Genomic DNA, 25908 nt, shown 5'->3' with positions numbered 1-25908 from the left:
TTTTTGGAGCGTGAAAACGATCCATTACCATGATGTTATTAATGGTTATTTTCAGAAAATAGTGAACCTCTATTCATTTTATTTGACAGAATCGGCACCACCCCCTTAGCCTTGAGACAGTTTTTGGCACCGCGAGACGACAGGGAGGAACTCGCCATGAAACTCACAGCCATTGCCGCTGCACTGGTCGTTGCAGGCAGCATCACCGCCGACGCCAAGGAATTGCGCCTCAGCGCTGCACCACCTCCGAACTCGCCCTGGGGCGCGATCACGATGAAATTTGTCGACAAGCTGGCCGAGGTTTCAGGGGGCGAATTGACGGTCAAACCTTTCCTCGGCTCAAAACTGGGTGGCGAGCAGGACGTGGTGAAGCAAATCGCCCGTGGTCGGATCGACATGGGGGTGATGTCCAATACCGCAGTGTCACTTCTGGTGCCCGAATTCGGGCTTCTGGCATCGCCCTACGCTTTCGACAGCGCCGAGCAATTCGACTGCGTCGCTGACAATCACCTGCTGGACACCTACGGGGCCGAATTTGACGCGGCGAAAGTTCATGCTCTCAGCTGGATGGAAGTCGGCTATCAGGTGATTTTCTCCAAAGACGTTATCCGAACACCAGCGGACCTGTCCGGCATCAAGATCCGCACCGCGCCATCGGCAACCGATACACTGTTCATCCAGGCCGCCGGGGGCACGCCGGTGCCGTTGGCCCCGAGCGAGGCCGTGCCCGCACTGAAAACCGGTCAGGTCAGCGCCGCGACCCAGCTTTCCGTTTTTGGGGTGGCCACCGGCTATGACAAAGTCGCGCCGCAGATCACCCTTACCCGCCACCAGCATCAGGTTGGCGCCGTGATCATGTCGCAGAAAACCTGGAACGGTCTGAGCGACCAGGAAAAGGCCTGGATCAACGAAGCCGCGCCGACCTTCCTGGAACTGCGTGCCGCGATCCGCGGGGCCGAAGGTGCCCTGCTGAAAAAGGCGGCCTCGGAAGGGGCGACCGTAATTGAACCCAACGCCGAGGAACTGGGCGCATGGAAAGCGCTGGCGCCGGCCGCGCAGGACGCAATCCTTGACGAGCTGGGCGACAGCGCCAAGGCCAAATGGGACGCGATCCTGGCCGCCAAGCAAGCCTGTTCGTGAGCTGACGATGCTGCGGACGGTTCTCAAGGGACTGACGCTCTCTGAATCCATCGTGGCAACGGCGGCTTACGCCCTCGTTGCCGCGCTCTTGATGGTGGATGTCATCGGGCGGGAGGTCTTCTCCACTGCATTCCTGGGCTTGCAACAGCTTGCTGTCTATGGCGCCATCGTCGCCGGGTTCCTCGGGCTGACGCTTGCAACCTCGGACAACTCGCACCTACGGCCTGAGTTTCTGGATTTCATTGCCGGGCGGCACGGAGCGATCGTCACGCGGATCGGTGATGTCTTTTCGGCGGTGTTCTTTTTTGCCGGTGCCTATATCGCCTGGACCTTCGTTCAGATCTCGATGGACAGCGGCGACAAGGCCCCGGTGCTTTATTTCCTGCTCTGGCCGCTGCAACTGATCATCCCCTACGCCTTCGCTTCAGCGGGGCTGAAACACTTGATCTTCGCGCTGCGCCCAGCGCTCAAAGTCTATTCCGACAAACCTGCAGGGTGACATCATGTATGCTGTGCTTCTTCTTGCGATGGTTCTGAGTCTTCTGGCGCTGCGCCAGAACATCATCGTCATCCTGTTGGCTTCTGCGGCCTATGTGCATCTGGTCTGGGGCGACGGGCACCTTGAATATCTGGCCGAAGATATCTGGATCAGCCTCGACAACGCGCTTCTTCTGGCAATCCCGATGTTCCTTCTTGCGGGGTCGATCATGACGCGGGGCTCGATCGCGCGCCGCCTGATCGACCTGGCCATCAGCGTCACGCGCCCCATCCCCGGCGGGCTGGCCGTGGCCACGATCCTCAGCTGCGCCATCTTCGCTGCCATATCCGGCTCTTCGCCGGTCACGCTTCTGGCCGTGGGCACGATCCTCTACCCTGCGCTTTTGGAAAACGGCTATTCCAAGCGCTTCTCGCTTGGCGCGCTGACATCGGGCGGCACCCTGGGCATCATCATCCCACCGTCGATCCCGTTGATCCTCTATGGCATCGTCAATGAACAAAGCATTGCCGACCTGTTCCTGGCAGGGATAATTCCGGGCCTGATGATCGCGGGCGTGCTGGCGGGGTACTCCTATTGGGTCAACCGCAAGATGCCCGCGCAGCCCTTTAACCTGACCGAATTTTCGACCGCACTGAAGCGTGGCGGCTGGTCTGCCTTGCTGCCGGTAATCCTGTTGGGGGGCATCTATTCCGGCTATTTCTCGGCGACCGAGGCCGCAGCCGTGGCGCTGGTCTACGCGCTCTTTGTCGAGATATTCATTCACCGCGAACTCAGGCCCATCGACTTCTACTATACCTGCGTCGACACGGCGAAACTGCTGGGGATGCTGTTTCCCATCGTCGCCGTGGCTCTTAGCCTCAAGACGATCCTGACGATCGAGGAAATCCCCGATGCCCTGGCGTTGTGGATCACATCGGTAACCGACAACAAGATTGCCTTCCTGCTGGCGGTTAACGTGTTGTTGCTGATTGTGGGCTGCCTGTTCGACGTGATCTCGGCCATCCTGATCCTTGGCCCCCTGTTGATGATCCCGGCGATGGCCTATGGCATTGATCCGATCCACTTTGGCGTCATCATGGTCATCAACCTTGAGATCGGGTTCCTGACGCCCCCGCTCGGGCTGAACCTGATCGTTGCAATGACCGCGTTCCGCGAGAGCTTTGTCGAAATCTGCCGCGCGGTTCTGCCTTTCATCGCCCTGATCCTCGTGGTGCTGCTGGTGGTGACGTTTGTTCCCCAGACAGCCTTGTTCTTTGTCCGATAGCGGACAGCGCGCCGCTTTGACAGGGGAACGCGGCGCGCTTACATCATGGAGTGACCGACCTCACAAATAGGAATGGCATGGAAATCGACACGCTACTGATGGATGAACACATCCCCGGCGTTCTCCCGGCCAGGCAAGCCCGCAGCCGTCGCATCCGGGACGCGTATATCGAGGCCGGGATCAAGCTGTTGAACAGCAACCGGTTCAACGACTTGAAAGTTTCTGATCTGGCAAAGGAATGTGGCCAGTCGGTGGGAAGCTTCTACACCCGGTTTGAGGACAAAGAGGCCTATTTCCGCGCCTTACGCGCCGCCGCGATCCAATTCTGCAACTCAGAGATCCACGCACGCGTCAGCATGGATCAGCTTTATGAAATGGACCCCAGCGAGGCACTTGATGCGCTGGTCGACCTGATGGCAGACCTTTTCACCGGGCCGGTCCGCGGGGTCTTGCGAGAGTCACTGCTTCGCATACTTGAGCCAGACGACCCCTGGGCGCCAATGCGAGACAGCGCGCGCGAGATCATGCGCAACTACCGCCGCGCCTGCGCAACCCTTTTTCCCGCCTTCTCACCGGAAGAGACCAAGGAACGACTGAGCTTTTGCTTTCAGCTGATCGTCGGGGCGCTGCAAAACGACCTAGTCAACGACTACCACGTTTTTTCCACACGAGATCAGTCACTTAGAGATGGCCTGAAAGAAGCAACGCATCGCTACATGCTGCTCAAGGAATCGGGCTGACGGGTCATTCACGCGCGCCCCGACGGGCGACACAAGCGGTCACAAGAAGGGTTTACAGTTCGCGCGCCCAAGGCGGGTTTGCGCCCGCCCGTGAAACGGTCACCGACGCGACCTTTGCCCCGAAAGCCAACGCTTCGGCTGCCGTCTTCGAAGACAGTGCCGGAAGATTTGATTTGACCAACGCTCCGGCCGCATTCAGCGAAGCCAGAACACCGGCGTTGAACGTATCTCCTGCGCCAACCGTATCGACCACTTCTGTCGGCACAGACGGAACCCGGACGACATCGCCGCCGCGCAGGACTCCCACGGCGCCATCCGCGCCCTTGGTCAGGATCACAAACGACGGACCCTGCGCCTGCAGCTCACGGGCCTTTTCGATGTGGTCTGCGCCGCCGGGTATCAGCCAATCCAGATCCTCGTCCGAAATCTTGATGATATCGGCCTTCGCGATCATGCCACCCAGACGACTGCGATAGCGCGCCTCATCCTCGATGAAACCGGGCCGGATATTCGGGTCAAGCATGACAACGCGTGTTGCCCCGTCGCGGGCAAGCAGAGCGGCATAGGTATCCGAGCAGGGTTCCGCCGCCAAGCTGATTCCACCAAAGAACAGTGTTCCAACCTCACCGGGCAACGGCGGAATATCGGAAATCGAGATCATGCGACCGGCGGAATTTTCGTCAAAGAAGCTGTATGTTGCGTGCCCACCTTCAAGATGAACAAAGGCCAGCGTCGTTGGGCGTTCGGTCGTGACAACGTGGGACATGTCGACATGCGATGCCTTCAACCCATCGCGCAACTGTCCCCCGAACCGATCCGACGACATGCCTGTCAAAAGGCCCACAGGCTGGCCCAGCCGACCCAGCGCAATTGCAGTGTTGAAAACCGCGCCGCCATTGTGGGGCACAAATCCCTGGGCCCCGGAACCCATCGTCTCGGGGATCATGTCGATCAATGCTTCACCACAACACAGGATCATCCCGCCCCCTTTTCTCACTTGCTTTCGGCCCTCTTAGTCCGATCACTTATGGACGCCATTCAACGGGAAAATCAATTCTCGAGGAATTCGCGAATTGCCTCGGCCGCCCCATGTGCCCAGATCGCGTCGAACCAGCGAACAAATTGGGCGGTGAACCGGTCGTCAGACGCGAGATCGCCATAATACGCCGTCTGAGCAAGCCAGGCTGAAGGATCAGTTTTTGCGGCCATGGCTGCCGCATTCAGCGCGCCCCACTGGGGATCGTTGGCTGCTATCCGGCTGCCGTCCTCGCGCGTACCCTCACACATCCGCGCCCAAAGTGCCTCGACAAGCGCAAGCCCGGACACCGACGTGCCGCGCGCCAGCCCGTCGCGGACTGAGGGCATCACGAAGCCGGGGTGCCTTGCCGATCCGTCAAACGCCACCCGCCGGGTCGTATCGACGATGCGCGGATTGGAAAAACGGGTTTCGATAAGATCGACATAAGCTTGGGCGGACATGCCCGGTACCGGGTCGACATGGGGCGCAATCTCTTGCCGCGCAACCTTGGCAAACAGCGCGCCGATCATTGGATGCGCCATACAGTCGGCGATGGTCGGCACCGACAGGATCTCACCGGCGTTTGCGATTACCTGGTGGCCACCGTTCAGGATGCGGATCTTCATTGCCTCGTAGACGTGAACGTGATCGGAAAACACCGCGCCCGCCTTGTCCCAATCCGGGCGTCCGGCGCAGAAATCGTCCTCGATCACCCATTGGCGGAAATTCTCATGCGTCACCGGCACAGCGTCGTTGATGCCGAAACCGCGCGCCAGCGCCAGTTCGGTTTCACCTGTCGCAGGCACAATGCAATCAACCATCGCATTGGGAAAACTGCAGTTCGCATTGATCCAGTCGGCAAGCGCCGGGTCCGAAAGGCGCGCCAGCGACACCAGCGTCTGGCGCAAAATGCGGCCGTTGCCTTGCAGGTTGTCACAACTCATTCCGGTGAACGGACCCAGCCCCCGGTCACGGCGTAGCCTGAGGGCGGCCACCATCGCACCAAACGCTGTCCGCGGTCTCAACGGGTGCGCCGCGTCGTGGACAATGTCGGGATGGCTGAAATCAAAGCCCTTGGTCGCCGGGGCGGTGTAATACCCGCCCTCGGTCACGGTCAGGGCGACAATGCGGATGTCCGGCTGTGCCATACGCTCGATCAACGCGGCATTGCCGTCTTCCACCGGGACATAATCGATCATTGCGCCGACAACCTCGGCCGAGCTGCCTGACGGGTCCAGTTCGATCAGCGTTGTCAGGAAATCCTGCCCAGCCAGTTTCAGGCGCTGGAGTTCGTCATAAGGACGCACGCCCGCGCCGATGATCGCCCAATCCAGATTGCGCCCCTGCTGGAACAGACGGTGCAAATACCAGGCCTGGTGTGCGCGGTGGAAATTCCCAACTCCGATATGCAGGATTCCTGGTGTCAATTCAGCACGCGCATAGCTGGGGCGCGCCACGTCTTCCGGCAGATCCGCCAGTGTATCATAGGAAAGGTCAATCATTCCCACACCCTCGATCCCGTCTCTCATGCCAACCAGTTGCCGCCGTCAACGCCAAAGGTCTGGCCCACGATGTAGTCGGACTCATTGGACGCCAGGAAAACCGCCATGCCCGTCAGATCCGATGCCAGCCCCATGCGTCCAAAGGGCACCGCGCCGCCGACTTCTTGCTTCTTCTGACCGGGGGGTTTGCCTTCGTACCGGGCAAACAGCGCGTCCACCCCGTCCCAGTGTTCACCATCCACCACGCCGGGCGCGATTGCGTTGACATTGATCCCGTCTGAAATCAGGTTCAGCCCCGCCGATTGCGTCAGGCTGATCACCGCCGCCTTCGACGCGCAATAGACGGCGACCAGCGGCTCTCCCCGGCGACCGGCCTGGCTTGCCAAATTGATGATCTTGCCACCTTTGCCACGCTCGACCATGTGACGTGCGGCCGCCTGCATAGTGAACAGAACTCCGGCGACATTGACGGAAAAAACGCGATCAAAATCGCGGCGTTCGATCTCGGCGATCGGCGCGGCGGTGAACAGGGCCGCATTATTGACCAGAATGTCGATCCCGCCAAGCTGCCGCACCGTTTCCGCAACCGCGCTGTCGATGCTGTCCTGCTTGCTGACGTCCATCTGCACAGCAATCGCCGCGTCCAGTTCTGCCGCGGCATCCCCGGCCCGCTCAATGTCTATATCGGCGATGGCCACGCGCGCGCCCTCGGCGGCAAAAGTGCGGGCGAACTCAAGCCCGATACCGCGCGCCGCCCCGGTGATCAGCGCCGTTTTCCCCGCCAACCGTTTCATCCCAGCCGCAACCCCTTGTCGTCGAACCGATGCAAATGCGCAGGATCGGGCGTCAGGAAGACCTTGGCGCCATATTTGAGGTCAATCTCGCCGCTGGCGCGCACGGTCAGCGGCTCGGCAAATGCCGGGCAGTTGACGTGGAAGAACGTGTCCGATCCCAGGTGTTCCGAGACCCCGACAACGCCTTCCCAATCGCCGCTTTCTGACGAGATCGCGATATGTTCGGGCCGGATACCGATGGTCCGGGCATCGTGTTTTGCCGCTTCGGTCCCTCCCAGAAGGTTCATCTTCGGGCTGCCGATGAAGCCCGCAACAAAGGTGTTGCGCGGACTGCGATATAGCTCGAGCGGGCTGCCGACCTGTTCGATCACACCGGCCTGAAGCACCACGATCTTGTCGGCCATGGTCATCGCCTCCACCTGATCGTGGGTGACATAGATCATTGTCGTTGCAAGACGCTTGTGCAGTTCGGAAATCTCAAGACGCATCCCGACACGTAGCGCGGCATCAAGGTTCGAAAGCGGCTCGTCAAACAGGAAGGCGGCGGGTTCGCGCACGATGGCGCGGCCAATGGCGACACGCTGGCGCTGGCCGCCTGACAGCTGACCGGGACGGCGGTCCAGGTAGTCCGTCAGGTTCAGGACATCGGCGGCCTGCGCCACCCGGCGATCCTGTTCCGCCTTGTCTAGCCCCGCCATGCGCAGCGGAAATGCGATATTCTTGCGAACCGACATATGAGGGTAAAGCGCATATGACTGGAACACCATCGCCAGACCGCGTTTCGCAGGCGGCATCGTGGTAGCGTCCTGCCCGTCGATCATTACCTGACCGCCCGTCACATCCTCAAGTCCCGCGATCAGGCGCAGCAATGTGGACTTGCCGCAGCCGGAAGGGCCGACGAAGACAACGAACTCGCCTTCGTCGATCTGAAGGTCCAGGGGCGGGATGACCTCGACGTCGCCGAAGCTCTTGGTGACTTTGCTGAGATGAATTTGTCCCATTTTGCTTTTCCTTATTTCACGGCGCCGAAGGTCAGACCCCGGACAAGCTGTTTCTGGCTGAACCAACCCATGATCAGGATCGGCGCGATGGCCATGACCGAGGCGGCGCTGAGCTTGGCGTAGAACAGACCTTCGGGGCTGGAGTAGCTGGCGATGAAAGCCGTCAGCGGCGCGGCCTTGGCCGCAGTGAGGTTGAGCGTCCAGAACGCCTCGTTCCAGGCAAGGATGACGTTCAACAGGATGGTGGATGCGATGCCGGGAACGGCCATCGGCGTCAGCACATAGAGCAATTCGGCGCGAAGATTGGCCCCGTCCATCCGCGCGGCTTCCAGGATCTCGCCCGGAATTTCGCGGAAATAGGTGTATAGCATCCAGACGATGATCGGCAGGTTGATCAGCATCAGCACGATCACCAGGCCGAACGTGGTATCAAGAAGCCCAAGCCGGATGAACAGCAGGTAGATCGGATAAAGAACGCCGACGGCTGGCAGCATCTTGGTCGACAGCATCCACATCAGGATGTCCCGGGTCCGCTTCGATGGCACGAAGGCCATCGACCAGGCGGCAGGCACCGCAATCAGGATGCCCAGAAGGGTCGACCCGACGGCGATGGTGACCGAGTTGAAGAAATGCTTGAAATAGTCCGACCGTTCCTGGACGACAAAATAGCTCTCAAGGGTCCAGGCCGACCCCAGCACCTGAAGCGGGGTCTTGATCGCGTCGCCCTCGGATTTGAACGACAAGACGATGATCCACAGGATCGGGAAGAAGATCAGCAAGCCGATGGTCCATGCTGCGATGGTGTTTATCGTCTTGCGGCGGTTGGTTACTGCGCGGGCCATATCGGTTCCTCCTCACGCGTCCAGGTTCTTGCCGACGATGCGCATCAGGAAGATGGCGACGATATTGGCAAGTATGATGGCATAGACACCGCCCGCTGAGCCAAGGCCGACATTCTGGCTTTCCAGAACGCGCTGGTAGATCAGGTAGGTCAGCGTCTTGGTGCCGAAAGCGCCTGCGGTGGTCACGAAAATCTCGGCGAAGATCGACAGAAGAAAGATCGTCTGGATCAGCACCACGACAGTTATCGCGCGGGCAAGGTGCGGCAGGATGATAAAGCCAAACCGGTTCAGCCAGTTGGCCCCATCCATTTCCGATGCCTCAAGCTGTTCACTGTCCAGCGATTGAATCGCAGTCAAAAGGATCAGCGTGGCAAAGGGCAGCCATTGCCATGAAATGATCATGATGAGAGACGGCAAGGATGCCTGGCTAAGCCACTGCACCGGCTCAGCGCCAAAGGCGCGCCAGAGATGAGCAAGGAACCCGTTGTTGGAGTCCATGAACATGTTTTTCCAGACCAGACCGGACACCGTGGGCATCACGAAGAACGGCGCGATCACCAGGATGCGCACGACCCCCTGCCCCCACATCGGCTGGTCCAGCAGTAGTGCCAGCAGGACTCCGAGGATCAGGGTGATGAACAGGACACCGCCAACGATGATCAGCGTCGTTGCCACGGCTGGCCAGAACGAACTGGACGAAACGAACCGGACATAGTTGTCGAACCCAACCCATCCCAGATCGCCGCCACGCAGGGGCAGGTATTTCTTGAACGAAAAGTAGAGAGTCATTGTCAGCGGGATAAGCATCCAGCCCAGGAGCAGGATCACGGCCGGGGCCATCATCAAGCGGGCGGCGGATCGGGAATGCTGGGTCGCCATTGGCACGCCTCCTCTGTTGGCGGTCAGGCCGCCTTGTTGCGATGGGTCAAGTGTACGAGGTGTCGGTCGTTGTGTGCAGGGGGCGATCCGGCCGCCCCCTGCCAGGGGAGGATGGCCGTCAGCGGTAACCGGCGGCTTCCATTGCGTCGTTGGTCAGCGCCTGCGCTTTGGCCAGAGCTTCGTCCACAGTTTGCTGACCGGCATACACAGCCGAGAACTCCTGGCTGACGTCCGTCGCGATGCCCGCGAATTCCGGGATGGCGGCGAACTGGACCCCGACGTAGGGCGAAGGCTCAACCGTCGAGTTGTTCGGGTCTGCCGACAGGATGGACTGCAGCGTCATTTTCGCAAACGGAACCGCCTGGTAGTTCGGGTTTTCATAAAGCGAGATACGCGCACCCGGCGGGACATTGGCCCAACCTTCATTCGCGGCAACAAGCTCGATGTATTCTTTTGACGTGGCCCACTCGATAAAGGCTTTGGCGGCCTCGGCTTTCTGGGTGCCTGCCGGGATCGCCAGCGCCCAGGCCCAAAGCCAGTTCGCACGCTTGCCCAGACCGTTGTCCGGCGCCAGCGCAAAGCCGACCTTGTCCGCAACGGTCGAGTCCTCGGGATTGGTCACGAAGGACGCGGCCACGGTCGCATCGATCCACATGCCGCATTTGCCCTGTTGGAACAGCGACAGGTTCTCGTTGAAGCCATTGGTGGCATAGCCCGCCGGGCCGCTTTCGTTCATCATGCCGACGAAGAATTCCAACGTGTCTTTCCAGGGCTGGGTATCGAACTGGGCATTCCAGTCCATATCGAACCAACGCGCACCGAACGAATTGGACATCGCGGTGATGAGCGCACCGCCCTCGCCCCAACCGGCCTTACCGCGCAGGCAGATGCCGTTGATGTCGTTGTCGCGGTCGGTCATGGCTGCTGCGGCCTCACGGATGAAGGTCCACGTCGGCGCGTCGGGCATCTCCAGACCTGCCTTTTCCATCAGGTCGGTCCGATACATGATCATCGAGCTTTCGCCGTAGAACGGTGCCGCATAAAGCGTCCCGTCGTGGCTGAGACCGCCTGCCATCGCGGGCAGGATGTCGGCGGCGTCGTACTCGGCGGAAAGATCGTTCAGCGGAACCAGCCAGCCGTTTGCGCCCCAGATCGGGGTTTCATACATGCCGATTGTCATGATGTCGAAAGCACCGCCCTTGGTGGTGATGTCGGTGGTCACACGCTGACGCAGAACGTTTTCTTCCAATGTCACCCACTCGACCTCGTGTCCGGTCTTTGCGGTGAAATCGTCGGTGTAACCCTGCATTCGGATCATGTCGCCATTGTTGACGGTGGCGATGGTGATGGTTTCAGCAGATGCGGCTGCTCCTATGAGCAATGTAACCGCGGTTGCCGCGCGAAGCGCATTTCGGATGTGCATACGAGTCTCCTCCCCTCGTGTTGAAAATTGCCCATTCACGCTACGCCTCTATATTACCCCTCGTCAATCCTATTCTTTACTCGCGTAAACTTTATTATTTCCCCAAACCAATACAGTCACTTACGCCGAAGCCCGCATGATCAACTCGCCATCAAACAGAACCATTTGACGCGATTCGGCATGTGCCCCCGAATCAATCAGGGACAAAACAGTCTCGACTCCACGGGTCGCGATCGCCGAGTAGTCGTGACTGATCGTCGTCAATGTCGGGCAGGTGAACCGTGAAAACGGGTGGTTGTCATGGCCCGCAACCCGCAGCGAGCAGTCATCCCCAATCCCAACTCTGTGCCCGGCCTCGTAAGCCGCGGCAAGAAAGCCGATTGCCAGCCGGTCATTGGAACAGAAGATCGTTTTGCTGGGCAAGTCAGACTTGGACAATACGTTTTTGCCTCCCCGAAAACCAATATCCTCGAAATCCCACCCTTCGCCTTTGACCTGGATAATATGAGGACTAAGGCCAAGCCGTTCCATCGTCTCGATATAAGCCAAGCGGCGCTTGTTGGCATTGGGGTTGGGCGGGGTGCGCATTTCAAAAAACGCGGGCGGTTCACCGCTGCGGACAAGATACTGAATCATGACTTCAGTAGCCTGAGCATTGTTGTGGCCGACAAACACCTCTCCAATGCCGTCGATATTGGCATCGAAATTCACGGTCGGGAAATCGGCGCAGAATGCCTCGAGAATGTCGCGATCCGATATCCGTCCCAGCGGCGCCAACAGCACCCCGGCAGGCTTGATCGCGCGCAGAGAATTCAGGTTTTCCGCTTCAAGCGCAGGATCACCATGGGAACTCAGCAAGATGGGAGTATAGCCGGACCCGATCACTAGTGTCTCGATACGGCGGGCGATTTCGGCAAAGAAGGGATCGGCCAGGTAGGGTACAACGATACCGATATTCTTGGTCAATTTCCTGTTCTGGTTCACCGCAAAGAAATTCGGGCGATAGTCGCACTCCTCCAGCGCCTTTTCGATTTTTTCGCGAGTCGTGCGGCGCACGCTTTTGGGATCATTGAAGTATTTTGACACGGTCGGACGCGAAATCCCGCTGAAGGCGGCGAATTCTTCCATATTGCGGATTTTTGGCGAATCCATCTGACCTGTCCTCTGCAAACTTTCCCGAAACTTACGTTTTCTTATCGCGCGGCAAATGGCAACCTTCATGCGCAAATAACCGCGATACCCCGTGCCGCTTGCCTATTGCCATGCGATGAAGGACAACAGGGCGTTGGGATCAATGGCAGCAAGAGAAGACAACATGACGGACATGGTTTGTGTTGGGGCCATCGCGGGATCTTTCGGGGTACGGGGCGAAGTGCGTCTGAAAAGTTTTACCGCCGACGCCGAGGCGATTGCCGACTATTCGCCGCTTGCCACCGAGGATGGCAGCCAGACCTTTACCGTGACTTTGACGCGGGTGATCAAAAATGGACTGGCGGCGCGGCTTTCGGGAATCGAGACCAAGGAGCAGGCCGACGAAATGAAAGGCATGAAGCTTTTTGTGCCGCGTGACCGCCTGCCGGATCCCGACGAGGACGAATTCTATCATGCCGACCTGATCGGTCTTGAGGTCCGCGACACCGGCGGTACCTTGCTGGGTCGGGTCAAGTCGGTGCAGAATCACGGTGCGGGTGACCTGCTGGAACTGCATGGGCCGGGGTTGAAGAACACAGTGTTACTGCCCTTCACCAAAGAGATCGTGCCAACCGTGGACCTGGCGTCCGGGCGGTTGGTGGTGGACCCGCCAGAGGGTCTGCTCTGAGATGGGACCGGGCCGCTATTCCGGCCTGGGGATCGCGTTGTTTGCGGTGCCCTTCTATGCCGGACCGGTTCTGGCAGGGGCCGCGCGCGCCCCGCTTGCGGTGATCCCGGTCTTTGCGGTGTTGTTTCTCGGCTACCTTGTTGCGGTCGGTCGGGTGACCCTGTCGCGGACCGCCCTGCCCATCTTCCTGCTAACCGCCGTGATTCAGGTGATCCTGGCCTCGTTCGCTTATGCGTCGGGCGTGGCGCTCGCGATACCTCTCCCCCCGGTCACCGTCCCACTTTGGTGTCCTTTGCTGCTGACTACTGCCGCTGCCGTCTGGGGGGCGTGGCGTTATCGTGACGCGATCGAAGTCAACGCGATGTTGAACGACATAACCTCGACGCTGGACGCCGCAGACATGGAATTCGGCCTGCCTGACAACGACCCGCTTGTTGCGCGGCTTGACGCCTTGACCGACGATCAAGTGCCCGAGATGGTGAATGCGGTCCTGCGTCATGGCCGGATTCAGGCTGCGGTCGAAACTGCGCTGATGCGCACCCATGACAATCGCGCCACGACCAGGCTGGCACTTGCGCTGATGGCCGACCCACGCTTTCCATCCGGTCTGATGAACTATCTCGTGATCGACAATATCCTGGAAGAGATCAGAACCAACCAGGACCGCCAACTGGCGCGGCTGGCGGTGCCGATGGTGGAAAATCTCGACTACCCGGACCCGGGACCGTTCCGGGACGAACTCTATCGGATTGCCGGACACCGATCGCCATGACCAGTCCACCCATTCTGATTCACGCTGGGTTTCACAAGACCGGGACAAGCACTGTTCAGGGTGTCCTGCGCGAGAACAAGGCGGCGCTGCGCAAGCTCGGCTTTCCTGTTCTGCTGCGCTGGAAGCTGCGGCCGGCGGTGGATGCTGCGCGGGGCTATTCCGCTTCGGCTGATCCTGTCGGGCTGGCCAAGTTCGGTGACAGGGTGCACCGGATCGTTGCCGATCTTCCGCCGCTGGAAAGGCGTGGCCTGATCGTCTCGGCCGAGGAATTGTCAGGCCACCTTCCCGGCCGCGACGGGATAGTCGACTACCGCGCGGCTGTGCCATTGGTTCAGGAAATCGTGGCGGCATTCGGGGCACGGTATGGCGCGGAACGGCTGCGGTTTGTCTATACCACCCGCGCCCGCGATACGTGGATCGACAGCGCCTATTGGGAACATGTCAAAGCGGGGGCGATGACCGATGACCTGGAGGCATTCCGTAACCAGATGTCAGGATGGGGCGGGTTTCCCAAAGAGCTGGACCGGATCGCAGATGCCGTGGCCCCGGTGCCCGTAACGGCGCTGGCGCTTGAGGCAACAGCCGACGAGCGGCTTGGCCCCGCCGCCCCGATCTTGCGACTGGCCGGACTGGGGAACGATGCGCTGGCAGGGTTGACGGCCGTCGGGCGCGCGAACACCCGGCTGGATGCAGAGACCCGTGCCGCGTTTCTGGCGATCAACCGCGCCGAACCTGACCGCGATCGTCGCGCCGCGGCCAAACGCGCCTTGCTGGAAAAGCGGACGTCCCAAGCCTGAGCAGGGCTTTTGCCCCAACCCTTTTCAGGCTAAGGAACGCTCTATGAGCGACGACACAAAACCTCTGCGCAGCCACGGCCGCAAATCCATCACCGCCAGCCTGAAGCCGCGCGATCTGATGGAACAGAACCCGCGCCTTGCCGGGGTCTGGACCGCGCGTATCATCACCTTGTTTCCCGACGCCTTTCCCGGCGTCCTAGGTGAAAGTCTGACCGGGAAAGCGCTGAAGGACGGCAAGTGGCAGATCGAGACCACGGACCTGCGCAGCTTTGGCGAAGGCAAACATCGCAACGTCGATGATACCCCTGCGGGGGGCGGCGCTGGAATGGTGCTGCGCCCTGATGTACTTGGCAACGCCATCGACCACACGATGCGCGGCGTGCGCGGCAATATTCCAATGGTCTATCTCAGCCCGCGCGGACGCCGTTTTGATCAGGTCACAGCCCGCCACTGGGCGCGGGCGGATGGGGTCATGCTGCTATGTGGCCGCTTCGAGGGCGTCGACCAGAGGGTTCTCGACCATTACAACATCGAAGAAGTCAGCCTTGGCGATTTCGTCCTGACCGGGGGCGAGATCGCGGCGCAAGCGATGATTGACGCCACGGTGCGGCTGTTGCCCGGGGTTCTCGGCAATGAAGAGTCAATTGCCGAGGAAAGTCACTCGAACGGGTTGCTGGAACATCCGCAATACACCCGTCCCGCCGAATGGCGCGGCCATGCTATTCCTGAGGTGCTGATGTCGGGGCATCACGGCAGGATCGCCGAATGGCGCCGCGCACAGTCCGAAGAACTGACCCGCACCCGCCGCCCCGACATGTGGCGAGCGCAGAAAGGCGACGACGGCGGCAGCGACGACTGATTTCCTGCGCCCAAGTTTCGCAAGACTTTGGCGCACAGGACACGCTATGGTCGACACGATCTGATGGAAACCACCGCGTAGGGTGGGATGAATTGGCGCGGCGGGGGTAAGTCCGCCATCAAGGAGTGCGTGATGCGGGCAAGGATCAGGCTGCATGTGGGGCTGGCCACGGCCTATTCCATCGCCACTCTTCTGCTGATCGCGGGCATCGTCGGCTACCTGTTCTACAGCGCCTCTCAGCTGGCCGTCGCGACAGCCACCAAGTCGATGGAGGATGTCGCAGCCGATGTCGAGCGCAGCGTCACCACATTGTTTGCCCCCGTCGGCCGCTCGGTCAGGACCACGGCGTTTCTTGTTCAGGACGGGCATATTGACTTCACCGCAGACGAAGGACGCCTTCACCTATTTCGCCTTTTGCGGGCAATGCCAGAAGTCACCAGCATCTATGTCGCCTTTGCCCATCATGGCCAGTTCAGCCAGGTCGCGCGCAACCCTTTGGCCGAAGGTGACAACCCGGAACGCCTTGGCACTTATCTGGTACGCAAGATCGACATCGCACCGGCGGCATTCCGCGAGCGTCAGTTTTCGATCTGGCACTATTTCTCGGAAACCGAGATCAAAGGGAAACCGTTCGATCCCCGGCAGCGGCCCTGGTATGCCCGGGCGGTAGAGCGAACGGGCCTGGCACTGTCTGACCCATATGTCTTTGCGTCCACGGGACGCACCGGGTTGACCGTGTCGCAGCGGGTGCGCAACGACAATGACGAAGTGATCGCGGTGGTCGGCGCCGACATCACGCTGGACGGGTTGTCCCATTACCTTGCCGAAAAGACTGTCGGCGCAAACGGTCGGGTGTTCATCATCGACCACAGCGGTGAAGTCATTGTCGGCGCCGAGACCGAGGCAGGCGATGATGACGGTGACCTTGCGGCGGGTGTGGATGGCGCAATCCGGCATTATCTTGAAACGCGCGACGAAAGCTTCAGGGTCGGGGGCGACCGCACGTTCCTTGCCTCGTTCCGCCCCTTCCCGCGCGAGTTTGGCCAAGCCTGGAGCATCGGCGTTCTTGCCGACCGTGCCGAACTGATCGGCGGCATTCGGCAATCGACGATCAAGACGGTCGGGTTTTCATTGCTTTACGCGCTGATCGCCATCGCAGGCATGGCGGTACTGTCCCAACGCATCACCGCGCCCCTGCGCCGGGTAATCTCGGAAACCCGCCGCATCCGCCAATTCGAATTGGACGGCGAATTCTCTCTTCGGTCTCCGATTGCCGAGATCGACAACCTCGCCCAGTCAGTTGCAAACATGAAAAGCGGGCTGCGCAGTTTCAAGGCGTTTGTGCCTGTGGATCTGGTGCAGTCGATCCTGTCCTCGGGCAAGAGCATGGAAATCGGCGGCGAGATGCGCGCAGCGACACTGATGTTCACCGATATCGAAGGCTTCTCGTCAAAATCCGAGGCCCTGCCCGCCGATGTCGTGTTCAAGGACCTATCGACCTATTTCGGCGCCATGTCCCAATGCGTGACCGAGACTGGCGGCACGGTGGACAAGTTCATTGGCGACGCGGTGATGGCCTTCTGGAACGCCCCACAGCGTGACCCTGACCACACACTGCATGCCTGCCGCGCGGCACTGGCCTGCGCCACTTGGGAGAACGGTCAAACCGGCGATGCACAGGGCAATCCGTCGCTATTCCCGACCTATACTCGTTTTGGCATCCATGTCGGTCAGGTCTTTGTCGGCAATGTCGGTTCGGACAGCAGGATGCAATACACGGCGCTTGGGACGGATGTAAACCTGGCGTCGCGGCTGGAGGGGCTGAACAAGAAATACGGCACCCGCATCCTCGTGACCGACCCCGTGGCCGAACGGGTGCAAGAACAATTTCACTTGCGCCTTGTCGACGTCACCGTGCCTGCGGGCACCTCGACCCAGCTTCGCATCCACGAGCTGATCGCAGAGAAAGGGTCGGATGACCCGGCGCTGATGGCGAGGCTTGCGGACTGGCAGCAGGTGATGACCCTGTACCTTGCCCGAGACTGGCCCGCCGCAAGGGACGCGGTCACGTCCTTCGTGGCGAATTGGCCCGACGATCCTGTTGCCGTGCGGTATCAGGAGCGGATCGAGACTTTTGTCGCCAATCCGCCGCCCGAGGACTGGGACGGCAGCTTTGTGCAGACGGACAAATAACCGACACCCTCGCCGAGTTGTATCAATGCCGTCAGGCCACTGCCGCCCCTGACCGGCCGACCTTTTCCAGCCAGCTGTCGACGGTCTTCGGGTCAGGATGACTGGCCTGCGCGAAATGCTGGAAGGTCACCGGCTTGAAGCCGACAAACTCCAGAATCTGGCGCTTGATCTGCCAGAACAGCGGCCGGTGCAGCAGGAAACGGAAATACCACCACGGGCTGTCCGAGGTCAGGATCACATGCGCGCTGCGTCCTTTGAGAAGCGGCTCGGGCAAGCCGTTACCGCGAGAGTTGAACGTGCGCCCCGGCATAAAGGCCCGGTCGATCAACCCCTTCAGCTTGGCTGGCAAACCACCCCACCACATGGGCGCGGCCATCACGAAATGCTGGCACCACTCCAGGTCGTTCAGGAAGCTCTCAAGGTCCGGTTCAAGCGGCTTTGACGTCTTGAACCCGCCGAAGCCGAAATCCGGGTCGAAATCCATATCGCGCAGATGCAGGACACGCACATCATGCCCCTGATCTGCGGCACCTTTGGCATAGGCCAACACCATCTGCCGCGATAGCGAGGTTTCGGCAGGGTGTCCGTTCAACACCAGTATGCGTTTTCGAGGCATGAGTTCACTCCATAATTGACCACGGTCATTTTATTTGCGCAAAAATTGACCGCGGTCAACTTACTTTTTTGACCGCGGTCACAAACCATGCGACAAAGCGGTATGAAAGAAGCGATCCAACCCCGCACCCTGAAAACCCGCGCACGTCTGATCGATGCGGCGCGGCAGGTGATTTCCGAAACCGGATATGGCGCTTTGCGCGTGGAAGAGGTCGTGCAGCGCGCGGGTGTGGCCAAGGGAACGTTCTTTGCCCATTTCCGCGACAAAGACGCACTGATGGATCACCTGATCGGGGTAAGGATCGATGCCTGCCTTGATGACCTTGCCGCTGCTCCCGCGCCTGCCACGGTTGCCGACATGGTAGCAACGCTTGATCCTTTGATGCAGCTGATGACATGTGAACGCTACGTGTTTGACGTGATCGTCCGCCATTCCGGGGCCGCCGCCATCGAAGAAATAGGTCCGATCGCAATGACCTTTCACAAGTTGCAGCACGTTCTGGAAAACTGGGTCGACAGCGCCAGCTTCCGACGCGATGCATCTCCGCAGATACTGGCCGAGGGCGTCCAGGCCTTCATGGTGAACGCGATGGCGCTGAATTTCTGCGCCCTCAGCAACACCACGCCCCTGTCCCAGCGCCTTGAACCCTATCTTTCACTATGGCTGAAACCCGATTGAGGGGTTGCGCGACCGCGCCGATCGGCCTATAGACCGCCCGTTCCCGATCGGTAACCCGACTCGGGTCGTTTTGGCGTTTTTGCCGGGGAATGGAAACGGGCCTTCTTCCGCCCTGACCCACCGGTTCGGACCGCCGGGACAACAAAAGGAACGACGACCTGATCTCTGGCGGGCGCAACATGCGGACCCGGACGAAGACCAAGAGCTCTGAGGCGGCACAAACTTCGTGGATCAACCACGAGCAGTTAGGAGAAATGCGATGGACCTGATCGCACAGATCGAGGCGGAACAGATTGCCGCCCTGGGGAAAGACATCCCCGATTTCAAAGCCGGTGACACCATCCGCGTCGGCTACAAGGTGACCGAAGGCTCGCGTTCGCGCGTGCAGAACTATGAAGGTGTCTGCATCAGCCGCAAAAACGGCGAAGGCATCGCCGGTTCGTTCACCGTCCGCAAGATTTCCTTTGGCGAAGGCGTGGAGCGTGTGTTCCCGCTGCACTCGACCAACATCGAAAGCATCGAAGTTGTCCGTCGTGGCCGCGTCCGCCGCGCCAAACTGTACTATCTGCGTTCGCGCCGTGGTAAATCGGCCCGTATCGCGGAAGACGCCCACTACAAGCCCAAAAAAGCCTAAGGAGTGGTATCATGAAAAAAGACACCCATCCCGATTACCACTTCATCGACGTCAAGATGACCGATGGCACCATCATCAAGATGCGTTCGACCTGGGGCAAGGAAGGCGACACGCTGTCGCTTGATATCGACCCCACCGTTCACCCGGCATGGACCGGCGGCAACACCCGCCTGATGGACGCCGGTGGCCGCGTGTCGAAATTCAAAAAGAAATACGAAGGCCTGGGCTTCTAAGACCCGCTTTCGCCGTTTCGACGAAAACGCCGCTCTGGAAACAGAGCGGCGTTTTTTGTTCTGGTTCGCAAGAAAATTCAATTGAGATCACAAAAACCTGGATGAAGACTTTAACCGTCGATGATGCAAGCCTAGATTGCACGAAGGGTTGGAGACGCGCCAGAAACCTCGCATTTCAAATTTCTTGAAGGACCTATTCGATGAAGTCTTCCATGCTTGCCCTAGCGCTTTTGTCGCTAACTCAACCCGCAATTGCAAATGACCTGCGCCCCGTCGATTCAGATTTTCTGGCACAGGTGGAACCGTTCGGGATTTCACAGGCAAACTGGGACAATGGTGAACATGCTGCCACCACATTTCCAAATGCCTACCGGTTCACAAGGCACTATGAAATTTCACCAGGTAGCAATCTTGCGCCGGAGTCTTGGCAAGACGCAACCGGATCAATCGATCTTGGGTCATTGATAGCGCATGATGCAGATGGCGCGATCAACCTTGAAACGTTGCTGCGAGATCGATTGAAAAACCATACCATGGTGATTTTGAAAGGTGACCGCCTTCTTCACCAGCATTTCTGGAACGGCATGACCGCCTCCTCAACCCATTTGGACATGTCGGTCACGAAATCCTTTACGGCAACGCTGGCTGGAATCGCCGCAAGCGAAGGGCTTCTTGACATGAGCCAACCGGTGCAAACTTATCTGCCGGCATTTGCAGGAACAGCCTTTGAAGGCGTATCAATTCAGGATGTCGCCGACATGAATTCCGGCCTGAACATCAAGACCCCGCCGTTCAAGTCTTGGGATCCGCGTTTCACTCAATCGCAGGAATGGAATGGCCCCAATGACAGTGGCCTGCACGGAATCACCGATTACCTTGTCACCATTGATAGCCGGAAGTTCGAGCCGGGCACCCATTTCCAGTATCAAGACCCGAACACCGAAGTCCTCGGCCTAGTTACCGAGGCAGTGACGGGTGTCGGACTGGCCGAGTACATGCACGATCGACTCTGGTCGCGAATCGGCGCCGAAGGCCCAGCCTACTGGATGGCGGACGCAGAGGGGAATACCGTGGCATCAGGTGGGTTGAACATGCGGACCCGCGATCTGGCACGCGTTGGTAGAGTGTTTCTGAATGGTGGACGCAATTATCTGGGCGAACAGGTTGTGCCCGAAGAGTTCATTACAGCCATCTTCGAGGGGAACGACCGCGTCCGCGCTGCATGGACGCCGGGCAAGGAAGCGGCGCTTGCACCCGACGGGTGGTACAAGGATCAGATCCGCGTCCTAAACATCAAGGGACACAAGATCATAGCATTTGTCGGAATCCATGGGCAGACCTTGGTGATGGAGCCTGCCACCGATACGGTGATCGCAATGAACAGTGGGTACCCACAAACCGAATCCGAGCGGATGAACACGCTCCTATTCCTAGAGGCAGTTCCTACGCTTCTGGACGCCGCCGCGAACCAATAGCGGCAGGTTCAACGGCAAGCTTGTTGCCAAAAACTGAGCGTTCAATCGAGACCCCGAGGGGCATGGCTCCCAAGGTCACCGCATTTTCAAGAACGCCGCTCTGGAAACTGGGCGGCGTTTTTCTTTGTGACTGCGAATCCTTTCGCCGCCCGGAAAAAGGGAAACAGAGTGTTTCTCCAGAGACGAGGAAATGTGGCGAAAAGGTGGCGATATTTGGTCGCTGCTGCCGTAGGCTGCCCAAATCCACGACGGTCGTATGTGTGTGGGGGCACATACAAATCCTATCCGATTGCGAGCAGAGGAAGCAGACATGCCATCAAAGATCTTCACCTATGAGGTGGACGGCCTTTCCTACACAGTCACCGTCTATGAAGAAAGCGGTGCAATTTATGCCGACATTACCGTCGTCGAAGGCGCAATGGACGTAAACGCGATCTTTTTCGGCGACGACGATTTTTCCGGCGGCGGCGCGGCACTTCGCGGGCCGCTGAATATGAACGGTGCCCGTCTGGACGGGCAGGACATCCAGTGGGATGAAGCCGTCGAACTCAGCCGGCCCGGTCTGGGACGTGCGGGCACGGACAAAGAAACCTATGTCGGCGAAGGGGATACGCTGACAGTTGAACTGGATATCGACGGCCTTGACGATATCGACGTCTTCGGCATCCGGGCCACGTCAACCACTACCGAGTCCGGCTCGATCAAGGCCGTTTCGGACGATCCCGAAGAACCCGACGCCCCGGAAGACCCCGAGGAACCCATGTTCGAAAAGGTCGGCTTTGGCTACGAGACCAACGAGGACGGGATCATCACGGATGGCCTGTATATCGGTGAGGGCGATCTTGGTGAGGGCGAAGATGACACGTTTGACTCATTCCTTGCTGCCTTTGAAGATGACCCCTATGGCGACATTGCCGAACTGGAAACCGTTGTGTTCTATGAGTTCGGTCCGCAGGGCTATCCCATAGAACTGTTCCGCATCGACGCGCCGGAAGGCGGCTTCGAAAACGCCGAGGACGTGCTGGCCGCCTATGATGAGGCGATTGAGAACGGTGTCCTTGACGCCGCCGAGGATCCGTCCGCGCTGATCGCCTCTCTCGCGTTGAACGATCCCATCCTTGATGAGCCTGAGTCCGCGGAAGACCTGATCGACGACGGGATAGAGTTCGCCTGACGATACCCGGTTGGGCATGTGTGGTCAGAACCAACAATGGGCGCCGCAGGGTCGAACCGGGCGTCCGAATGCCCGTTTGGTTTAGTGGGATTCTCGTTCCTTTGGCCCACTATGGCGCGTCGGATGTGCCGTCCAGATCCAGCCAAAGCCTGCCGTTGTCATAACCACCCCGGATCAGAAAGCCGGGGCGGGTTATGTCGGGGAATTGGCTATGCCAGTCCCTGAAACGGTCATTGCTGACCACGCGCCCATCCATTTCGATCGCAGCCTGCAAGACGAGCGGGTCCGCCGGCGTGCCCTTCTGGACGACCATGACCTCATTCACGTTCATTCCCAGATGCCGCGCAAAGCCCCGGTCGTGTACATATTTTCCGAAGATCAGATGCCCGGCATTGGCATCAAACATCACCCCCGGTGTCAGCCCGCGTGATTTCAGTTCTTTCACCACCTCTCGGACGGCTGACAAGTCTGGCGTATTGTCCTTCCAATACATCACGTTTGATCCATCGACGATGATCCGGCCCGTCTTGGATCTTGCCTTGTCACGGCCGGGGCGTGTCTCTGGCTTGGGGCGCTGCCACGCGCGGATGACAAGAAACAGGCTGGCCAGGGCAGAGGCCCCACCGACAAGTTGGATGTCCTCCCAGCCCGAGACAAAGAACCCGTAATAAACAGCAATGCTCGAAAGGAGAAAAAGAATAACGGGCACAATCATGGCAAGAGAGTGCCAGCGCACGGGGCGTCGATCAAGTCAAACCGTCAATTCGTGACCTGCTGGACTTGCCGACGCCCACGCATCAGGATCATCGCCATGATGGCGATATTCAGCAGGTTCCAGCCGATCCCATTCAAAAACGCCCATTGATAGCTGCCGGTCAGGTCATAGATCCATCCCGACATCCAGCCTCCCAGAGCCATGCCCACGATCGTCGCTATCAACACGAAACCGACCCGGGCGCCCGCTTCTCTTGCCGGCATGTATTCCCGCACGATGATGGCATAGGACGGTACAATTCCCCCCTGGCTAAGCCCGAACACAAGGCTGACGACATAAAGCGACACCAACCCGTCAAACGGCAAGTAGAGGAAAAGCGCGATGCATTGCAGCGTCGACCCGATGAGCAATGTCATCACCCCGCCCAGCCGGTCAGCCACAAGTCCCGAGATCAACCGGGACACCACCCCGCCCAGCAACATCAACGACAGCATCTCGGCCCCGACCGCCGGGCCATAGCCTAGATCCACGCAAAAGGCGACGATGTGAACCTGCGGCATGGACATGGCCATGCAGCACCCGACCCCGGCCAGCCCAAGAAGCCACATTAGCACGCGGGGCGAAAATGTCGTGGCGCGCACCCGGTGCCCCGAAGCCGCGTCCGACGCTTCCGTTGCCTCAAGCGGCACCCGGCGTCGCAGCGCCAGCGCGACCGGGATCACCACAACAACCGTCACAGCCGCCAACACCGTATAGACAGTCCGCCACCCGTGATCCGCAAGCACGCCACTCAGAAGGATTGGCCAAATTGCCCCCGACAAATAGTTTCCGCTGGCTGCTATCGCCACCGCAATTCCCCGCCTGCGGAGAAACCAGAGCGAGATATCGGCGATGAGCGGCCCGAAACTCGCCGCCGTGCCAAATCCGATGAACAGCTGCACCAGACTTAAGACCCACAAGGACGGCGACAGCGCAGCCAGCCCGTAGCCACCGGAAATCAACAGCGCCGCGCCGATCATTGCTGGGGTGATGCCAAACCGATCCACCGCACGACCGATCAATAGATTGCCCAGCGCAAACCCCACCATCGTCGCAGTATAAGGCAACGATGCATCCGCGCGGGCGATGGCGAACTCTGCCTGCACCGCTGGCAGGATCACGATGATCGCCCACATGCCGACATTGCCCACTACCGCGATGGCCAGGGTAAGCCCCAGCCTGAGCCAGCTATAGCGGCTGTCCAAAACCGCTTCGGTTTCGTAATGAGGGTCCATGCGCAACTCCAGCCGGGCAACCCTGCGCTAATCGCGCGTCTGTCGGCAAGCGCAAATGGCGCTTTTGCTCTTGGAACAAGTACTGCCTCTCACCCTACGAAGGCCGCGCCCCACCGTTGGCGGCACCGCAACGCGGCCTTTGCAGGGAAGCGTATCAGTTGCTGACCGGAGTGATCCGCCGCGCGCCTGCAGGCGGGCTCGGCGCCTCTTTCAGGCTGGCAAGAAAGCCGTTGAACTCGGCATTGCGGCCCAGCGATTGGCGGGCAGCAGCGATCGCTGTGTCCACCTGTTCGGGCTCAAGCCGCAGCCGTGTCGGGATCTCGTTCAGCTTGTTGCGCATCGCCGGATCCAGTGCATCGGCCGAGACTTCGCCGACGAAAAGCTTGATGTCCTGGCAATCCCAGCCCTCGACCGATCCGCGCAATTCGGCAACTTCGTCCATGGACAGGTCGCAGCGGAACTTGATCAGGTCCTCATGCCACTGGTCGAGCGACAGGCGCATGACGTCATAGCCCACGCGGGTCGCCGATCCCATAGACGAGTTGACAATGGACATGGCAAGTTCCATTGCACCCGGCCCCTTGACCTGCTGCGTCCAGCCGTAATCCTTGCTGACCCCTGCATTGGCGACAAGAAACAGCATGCGCCGGATTCGCACGGCCTCTTTCTTCGAAAGCGGCCCATACGGCGTCTGTGCCTTGGCCCGCGCCACTGCCATACCGGTCGTCCCGAAATTGTCGGTAATTCCGCCGTCCAGCAGTTTCACATACTGTACCCGCGACGGATCGCGATAGCTTTCCAATGTCGCGGCATAGGCCCGCATCGCCGAGGTCGCCTCGGGGTTGTTCTTGGCCGCTACCAACCAGTCGGGGGGGCGATAATTGCAGTCCTGATGCGCCTTTAGGACAATTGGCGAGAACACCAGCGGGAAGGCCGCCGAGGCCGCGACCGCTTCTGAAATCGGCAGTTTCGACAGGTCGCTGCAAAGTGCATTGAAGGTCTCCGGCGAGAACAGGAACGGCGTGTTGTTTGCCACATCAGAGGCGTTGATCCAGGTCGCGATCCGTGACTTGCGATGCAGATCGCCATAGGTCGCGCCTTTGAACAGGGTCTCGTCCAGGAAACGGGCAAAGGTGTTGCGGTCATTGGCGCCACCTGACAGCCCCTTGACGATGGTCACCGGGTTGAAGGCGGAATTGGCCATATGGACCTCGCCATCCTTCAACAGATAGTTCTCGCGATAGCCTTTCAGGCCGGCAGGGCCCTTGTAGCCGAACCAGGCCGCAGTGACCGACCCGCCCGAAACCCCGGAAACCAGCCGCACATCCGTCAGCACGCCATAGGGGTTGGCGCTGTTCCCGGTGCGGCGCTGCAATTCGTCCAGCATGCCATAGGCAAAGGCCGACGCCCGTGTGCCTCCGCCCGAGAAGGCAAGTCCGACAAAGACATCGTCGCGATTCCCCGCCCCGGCCCCGGCAATGCTGACAGTGCCATCCGCGCTTTGGCCAGGCGCGTTGATCGGTTCATTCACGGCGGCGCAGGCGGTCAGAAAAAACCCCATCGCGGC

The 25908-nt window shown here is 59.7% G+C and carries 26 protein-coding genes; 14 read left to right on the top strand and 12 right to left on the bottom strand.

Annotation, left to right across the window (positions count from 1 at the left end; genetic code table 11):
* The first annotated feature begins 156 nt into the window (after nucleotides 1–156).
* From JQ863_RS04515 to JQ863_RS04500, 4 genes are read left to right on the top strand one after another with little or no spacing between them, the layout of a single operon-like run.
* Nucleotides 157–1140 carry a TRAP transporter substrate-binding protein gene (locus tag JQ863_RS04515; protein ID WP_204113127.1) on the top strand — a complete coding sequence of 328 codons (984 nt, stop codon included), beginning with the start codon at nucleotides 157–159 and terminating at the stop codon, nucleotides 1138–1140.
* 7 nt (nucleotides 1141–1147) lie between these two features.
* Entirely contained in the window at nucleotides 1148–1639 is a 492-nt protein-coding gene (locus tag JQ863_RS04510) for a TRAP transporter small permease (protein WP_204113126.1), read from the top strand.
* 4 nt (nucleotides 1640–1643) lie between these two features.
* Entirely contained in the window at nucleotides 1644–2903 is a 1260-nt protein-coding gene (locus JQ863_RS04505; RefSeq protein ID WP_239113208.1) for a TRAP transporter large permease, read from the top strand.
* A 50-nt stretch (nucleotides 2904–2953) separates the two neighbouring features.
* Nucleotides 2954–3643 (top strand): TetR family transcriptional regulator, encoded by a 690-nt coding sequence (locus tag JQ863_RS04500; protein ID WP_204113125.1) that lies wholly within the window; start codon nucleotides 2954–2956, stop codon nucleotides 3641–3643.
* A 52-nt stretch (nucleotides 3644–3695) separates the two neighbouring features.
* Here the strand turns inward: JQ863_RS04500 and JQ863_RS04495 are convergent, their stop codons facing one another.
* The 8 genes from JQ863_RS04495 to JQ863_RS04460 all read right to left on the bottom strand — a co-directional run bounded on the left by JQ863_RS04495 (nucleotide 3696) and on the right by JQ863_RS04460 (nucleotide 12254).
* On the bottom strand, nucleotides 3696–4622 hold the full coding sequence (locus JQ863_RS04495) for a carbohydrate kinase family protein (RefSeq protein WP_204113124.1): 927 nt from the start codon (nucleotides 4620–4622) through the stop codon (nucleotides 3696–3698).
* A 71-nt stretch (nucleotides 4623–4693) separates the two neighbouring features.
* The gene (locus tag JQ863_RS04490) at nucleotides 4694–6163 is read right to left on the bottom strand and encodes a mannitol dehydrogenase family protein (RefSeq protein WP_204113123.1); all 1470 of its coding nucleotides are present in this window, start codon (nucleotides 6161–6163) and stop codon (nucleotides 4694–4696) included.
* 23 nt (nucleotides 6164–6186) lie between these two features.
* A complete protein-coding gene (locus tag JQ863_RS04485) occupies nucleotides 6187–6957 on the bottom strand; it encodes an L-iditol 2-dehydrogenase (RefSeq protein ID WP_204113122.1) in 771 nt (256 codons plus the stop codon).
* Complete coding sequence (locus JQ863_RS04480; protein ID WP_204113121.1) at nucleotides 6954–7958, bottom strand: ABC transporter ATP-binding protein; 1005 nt, start codon at nucleotides 7956–7958, stop codon at nucleotides 6954–6956. The genes JQ863_RS04485 and JQ863_RS04480 overlap by 4 nt, the downstream gene beginning before the upstream one ends.
* Nucleotides 7959–7969: 11 nt before the next feature.
* On the bottom strand, nucleotides 7970–8800 hold the full coding sequence (locus JQ863_RS04475; protein WP_204113120.1) for a carbohydrate ABC transporter permease: 831 nt from the start codon (nucleotides 8798–8800) through the stop codon (nucleotides 7970–7972).
* 12 nt (nucleotides 8801–8812) lie between these two features.
* Entirely contained in the window at nucleotides 8813–9679 is an 867-nt protein-coding gene (locus JQ863_RS04470) for a carbohydrate ABC transporter permease (protein WP_204113119.1), read from the bottom strand.
* Between the two features lie 118 nt (nucleotides 9680–9797).
* Nucleotides 9798–11102 (bottom strand): ABC transporter substrate-binding protein, encoded by a 1305-nt coding sequence (locus JQ863_RS04465; RefSeq protein ID WP_204113118.1) that lies wholly within the window; start codon nucleotides 11100–11102, stop codon nucleotides 9798–9800.
* A gap of 120 nt (nucleotides 11103–11222) precedes the next feature.
* On the bottom strand, nucleotides 11223–12254 hold the full coding sequence (locus tag JQ863_RS04460) for a LacI family DNA-binding transcriptional regulator (protein WP_204115053.1): 1032 nt from the start codon (nucleotides 12252–12254) through the stop codon (nucleotides 11223–11225).
* Between the two features lie 163 nt (nucleotides 12255–12417).
* Between JQ863_RS04460 and rimM the strand changes: the two genes are divergently transcribed.
* From rimM to JQ863_RS04435, 5 genes are all read left to right on the top strand, one after another.
* Entirely contained in the window at nucleotides 12418–12921 is a 504-nt protein-coding gene (gene rimM / locus JQ863_RS04455) for a ribosome maturation factor RimM (protein ID WP_204113117.1), read from the top strand.
* A gap of 1 nt (nucleotide 12922) precedes the next feature.
* Nucleotides 12923–13693, top strand: a complete 771-nt coding sequence (locus tag JQ863_RS04450; protein ID WP_204113116.1) for a hypothetical protein — start codon at nucleotides 12923–12925, stop codon at nucleotides 13691–13693.
* Nucleotides 13690–14490, top strand: a complete 801-nt coding sequence (locus JQ863_RS04445; RefSeq protein ID WP_204113115.1) for a hypothetical protein — start codon at nucleotides 13690–13692, stop codon at nucleotides 14488–14490. Before JQ863_RS04450 ends, JQ863_RS04445 begins: the two co-directional genes overlap by 4 nt.
* 43 nt (nucleotides 14491–14533) lie before the next feature.
* A complete protein-coding gene (gene trmD / locus JQ863_RS04440) occupies nucleotides 14534–15349 on the top strand; it encodes a tRNA (guanosine(37)-N1)-methyltransferase TrmD (RefSeq protein ID WP_204113114.1) in 816 nt (271 codons plus the stop codon).
* A 132-nt stretch (nucleotides 15350–15481) separates the two neighbouring features.
* Complete coding sequence (locus JQ863_RS04435; RefSeq protein ID WP_204113113.1) at nucleotides 15482–17542, top strand: cache domain-containing protein; 2061 nt, start codon at nucleotides 15482–15484, stop codon at nucleotides 17540–17542.
* A 31-nt stretch (nucleotides 17543–17573) separates the two neighbouring features.
* On the opposite strand, the gene JQ863_RS04430 is transcribed toward JQ863_RS04435, so the two are convergent.
* The gene (locus JQ863_RS04430; protein ID WP_204113112.1) at nucleotides 17574–18158 is read right to left on the bottom strand and encodes an NAD(P)H-dependent oxidoreductase; all 585 of its coding nucleotides are present in this window, start codon (nucleotides 18156–18158) and stop codon (nucleotides 17574–17576) included.
* Nucleotides 18159–18260: 102 nt separating this feature from the next.
* Between JQ863_RS04430 and JQ863_RS04425 the strand changes: the two genes are divergently transcribed.
* The 5 genes from JQ863_RS04425 (at nucleotide 18261) to JQ863_RS04405 (ending at nucleotide 22352) form a co-directional block, all read left to right on the top strand.
* On the top strand, nucleotides 18261–18836 hold the full coding sequence (locus JQ863_RS04425; RefSeq protein WP_204113111.1) for a TetR/AcrR family transcriptional regulator: 576 nt from the start codon (nucleotides 18261–18263) through the stop codon (nucleotides 18834–18836).
* A 259-nt stretch (nucleotides 18837–19095) separates the two neighbouring features.
* Nucleotides 19096–19470 (top strand): 50S ribosomal protein L19, encoded by a 375-nt coding sequence (gene rplS / locus JQ863_RS04420; RefSeq protein WP_204113110.1) that lies wholly within the window; start codon nucleotides 19096–19098, stop codon nucleotides 19468–19470.
* Between the two features lie 11 nt (nucleotides 19471–19481).
* A complete protein-coding gene (rpmE, locus tag JQ863_RS04415; protein ID WP_204113109.1) occupies nucleotides 19482–19703 on the top strand; it encodes a 50S ribosomal protein L31 in 222 nt (73 codons plus the stop codon).
* Between the two features lie 200 nt (nucleotides 19704–19903).
* Nucleotides 19904–21178, top strand: a complete 1275-nt coding sequence (locus tag JQ863_RS04410; protein WP_204113108.1) for a serine hydrolase domain-containing protein — start codon at nucleotides 19904–19906, stop codon at nucleotides 21176–21178.
* A gap of 310 nt (nucleotides 21179–21488) precedes the next feature.
* Nucleotides 21489–22352 carry a hypothetical protein gene (locus JQ863_RS04405; RefSeq protein WP_204113107.1) on the top strand — a complete coding sequence of 288 codons (864 nt, stop codon included), beginning with the start codon at nucleotides 21489–21491 and terminating at the stop codon, nucleotides 22350–22352.
* A gap of 109 nt (nucleotides 22353–22461) precedes the next feature.
* Here the strand turns inward: JQ863_RS04405 and JQ863_RS04400 are convergent, their stop codons facing one another.
* The 3 genes from JQ863_RS04400 to JQ863_RS04390 all read right to left on the bottom strand — a co-directional run bounded on the left by JQ863_RS04400 (nucleotide 22462) and on the right by JQ863_RS04390 (nucleotide 25902).
* Complete coding sequence (locus JQ863_RS04400; RefSeq protein ID WP_204113106.1) at nucleotides 22462–23067, bottom strand: NYN domain-containing protein; 606 nt, start codon at nucleotides 23065–23067, stop codon at nucleotides 22462–22464.
* Between the two features lie 44 nt (nucleotides 23068–23111).
* A complete protein-coding gene (locus JQ863_RS04395) occupies nucleotides 23112–24341 on the bottom strand; it encodes an MFS transporter (RefSeq protein WP_204113105.1) in 1230 nt (409 codons plus the stop codon).
* Nucleotides 24342–24495: 154 nt separating this feature from the next.
* A complete protein-coding gene (locus tag JQ863_RS04390; RefSeq protein WP_204113104.1) occupies nucleotides 24496–25902 on the bottom strand; it encodes a patatin-like phospholipase family protein in 1407 nt (468 codons plus the stop codon).
* Between the last annotated feature and the right edge of the window lie 6 nt (nucleotides 25903–25908).

The organism is Shimia biformata, assembly GCF_016888515.1.
Lineage (GTDB): Bacteria > Pseudomonadota > Alphaproteobacteria > Rhodobacterales > Rhodobacteraceae > Shimia_A > Shimia_A biformata.
Note: the sequence above shows the minus strand (reverse complement) of the source record. Positions and strands in the feature narration are given on the sequence as shown.

Bases quoted from the DNA above. Each gene is read 5' to 3' on its own strand.
- JQ863_RS04445 (WP_204113115.1), top strand. From the start codon at position 13,690: ATGACCAGTCCACCCATTCTGATTCACGCTGGGTTTCACAAGACCGGG.
- JQ863_RS04470 (WP_204113119.1), bottom strand. From the start codon at position 9,679: ATGGCGACCCAGCATTCCCGATCCGCCGCCCGCTTGATGATGGCCCCG.
- JQ863_RS04505 (WP_239113208.1), top strand. From the start codon at position 1,644: ATGTATGCTGTGCTTCTTCTTGCGATGGTTCTGAGTCTTCTGGCGCTG.
- JQ863_RS04430 (WP_204113112.1), bottom strand. From the start codon at position 18,158: ATGCCTCGAAAACGCATACTGGTGTTGAACGGACACCCTGCCGAAACC.
- JQ863_RS04485 (WP_204113122.1), bottom strand. From the start codon at position 6,957: ATGAAACGGTTGGCGGGGAAAACGGCGCTGATCACCGGGGCGGCGCGC.
- JQ863_RS04435 (WP_204113113.1), top strand. From the start codon at position 15,482: ATGCGGGCAAGGATCAGGCTGCATGTGGGGCTGGCCACGGCCTATTCC.
- rplS (WP_204113110.1), top strand. From the start codon at position 19,096: ATGGACCTGATCGCACAGATCGAGGCGGAACAGATTGCCGCCCTGGGG.
- JQ863_RS04490 (WP_204113123.1), bottom strand. From the start codon at position 6,163: ATGATTGACCTTTCCTATGATACACTGGCGGATCTGCCGGAAGACGTG.
- JQ863_RS04510 (WP_204113126.1), top strand. From the start codon at position 1,148: ATGCTGCGGACGGTTCTCAAGGGACTGACGCTCTCTGAATCCATCGTG.
- JQ863_RS04515 (WP_204113127.1), top strand. From the start codon at position 157: ATGAAACTCACAGCCATTGCCGCTGCACTGGTCGTTGCAGGCAGCATC.
- JQ863_RS04410 (WP_204113108.1), top strand. From the start codon at position 19,904: ATGAAGTCTTCCATGCTTGCCCTAGCGCTTTTGTCGCTAACTCAACCC.
- rpmE (WP_204113109.1), top strand. From the start codon at position 19,482: ATGAAAAAAGACACCCATCCCGATTACCACTTCATCGACGTCAAGATG.
- JQ863_RS04400 (WP_204113106.1), bottom strand. From the start codon at position 23,067: ATGATTGTGCCCGTTATTCTTTTTCTCCTTTCGAGCATTGCTGTTTAT.
- JQ863_RS04450 (WP_204113116.1), top strand. From the start codon at position 12,923: ATGGGACCGGGCCGCTATTCCGGCCTGGGGATCGCGTTGTTTGCGGTG.
- JQ863_RS04465 (WP_204113118.1), bottom strand. From the start codon at position 11,102: ATGCACATCCGAAATGCGCTTCGCGCGGCAACCGCGGTTACATTGCTC.
- JQ863_RS04425 (WP_204113111.1), top strand. From the start codon at position 18,261: ATGAAAGAAGCGATCCAACCCCGCACCCTGAAAACCCGCGCACGTCTG.
- JQ863_RS04390 (WP_204113104.1), bottom strand. From the start codon at position 25,902: ATGGGGTTTTTTCTGACCGCCTGCGCCGCCGTGAATGAACCGATCAAC.
- rimM (WP_204113117.1), top strand. From the start codon at position 12,418: ATGACGGACATGGTTTGTGTTGGGGCCATCGCGGGATCTTTCGGGGTA.
- JQ863_RS04475 (WP_204113120.1), bottom strand. From the start codon at position 8,800: ATGGCCCGCGCAGTAACCAACCGCCGCAAGACGATAAACACCATCGCA.
- JQ863_RS04495 (WP_204113124.1), bottom strand. From the start codon at position 4,622: ATGATCCTGTGTTGTGGTGAAGCATTGATCGACATGATCCCCGAGACG.
- JQ863_RS04460 (WP_204115053.1), bottom strand. From the start codon at position 12,254: ATGGATTCGCCAAAAATCCGCAATATGGAAGAATTCGCCGCCTTCAGC.
- JQ863_RS04480 (WP_204113121.1), bottom strand. From the start codon at position 7,958: ATGGGACAAATTCATCTCAGCAAAGTCACCAAGAGCTTCGGCGACGTC.
- JQ863_RS04395 (WP_204113105.1), bottom strand. From the start codon at position 24,341: ATGGACCCTCATTACGAAACCGAAGCGGTTTTGGACAGCCGCTATAGC.
- JQ863_RS04405 (WP_204113107.1), top strand. From the start codon at position 21,489: ATGCCATCAAAGATCTTCACCTATGAGGTGGACGGCCTTTCCTACACA.
- trmD (WP_204113114.1), top strand. From the start codon at position 14,534: ATGAGCGACGACACAAAACCTCTGCGCAGCCACGGCCGCAAATCCATC.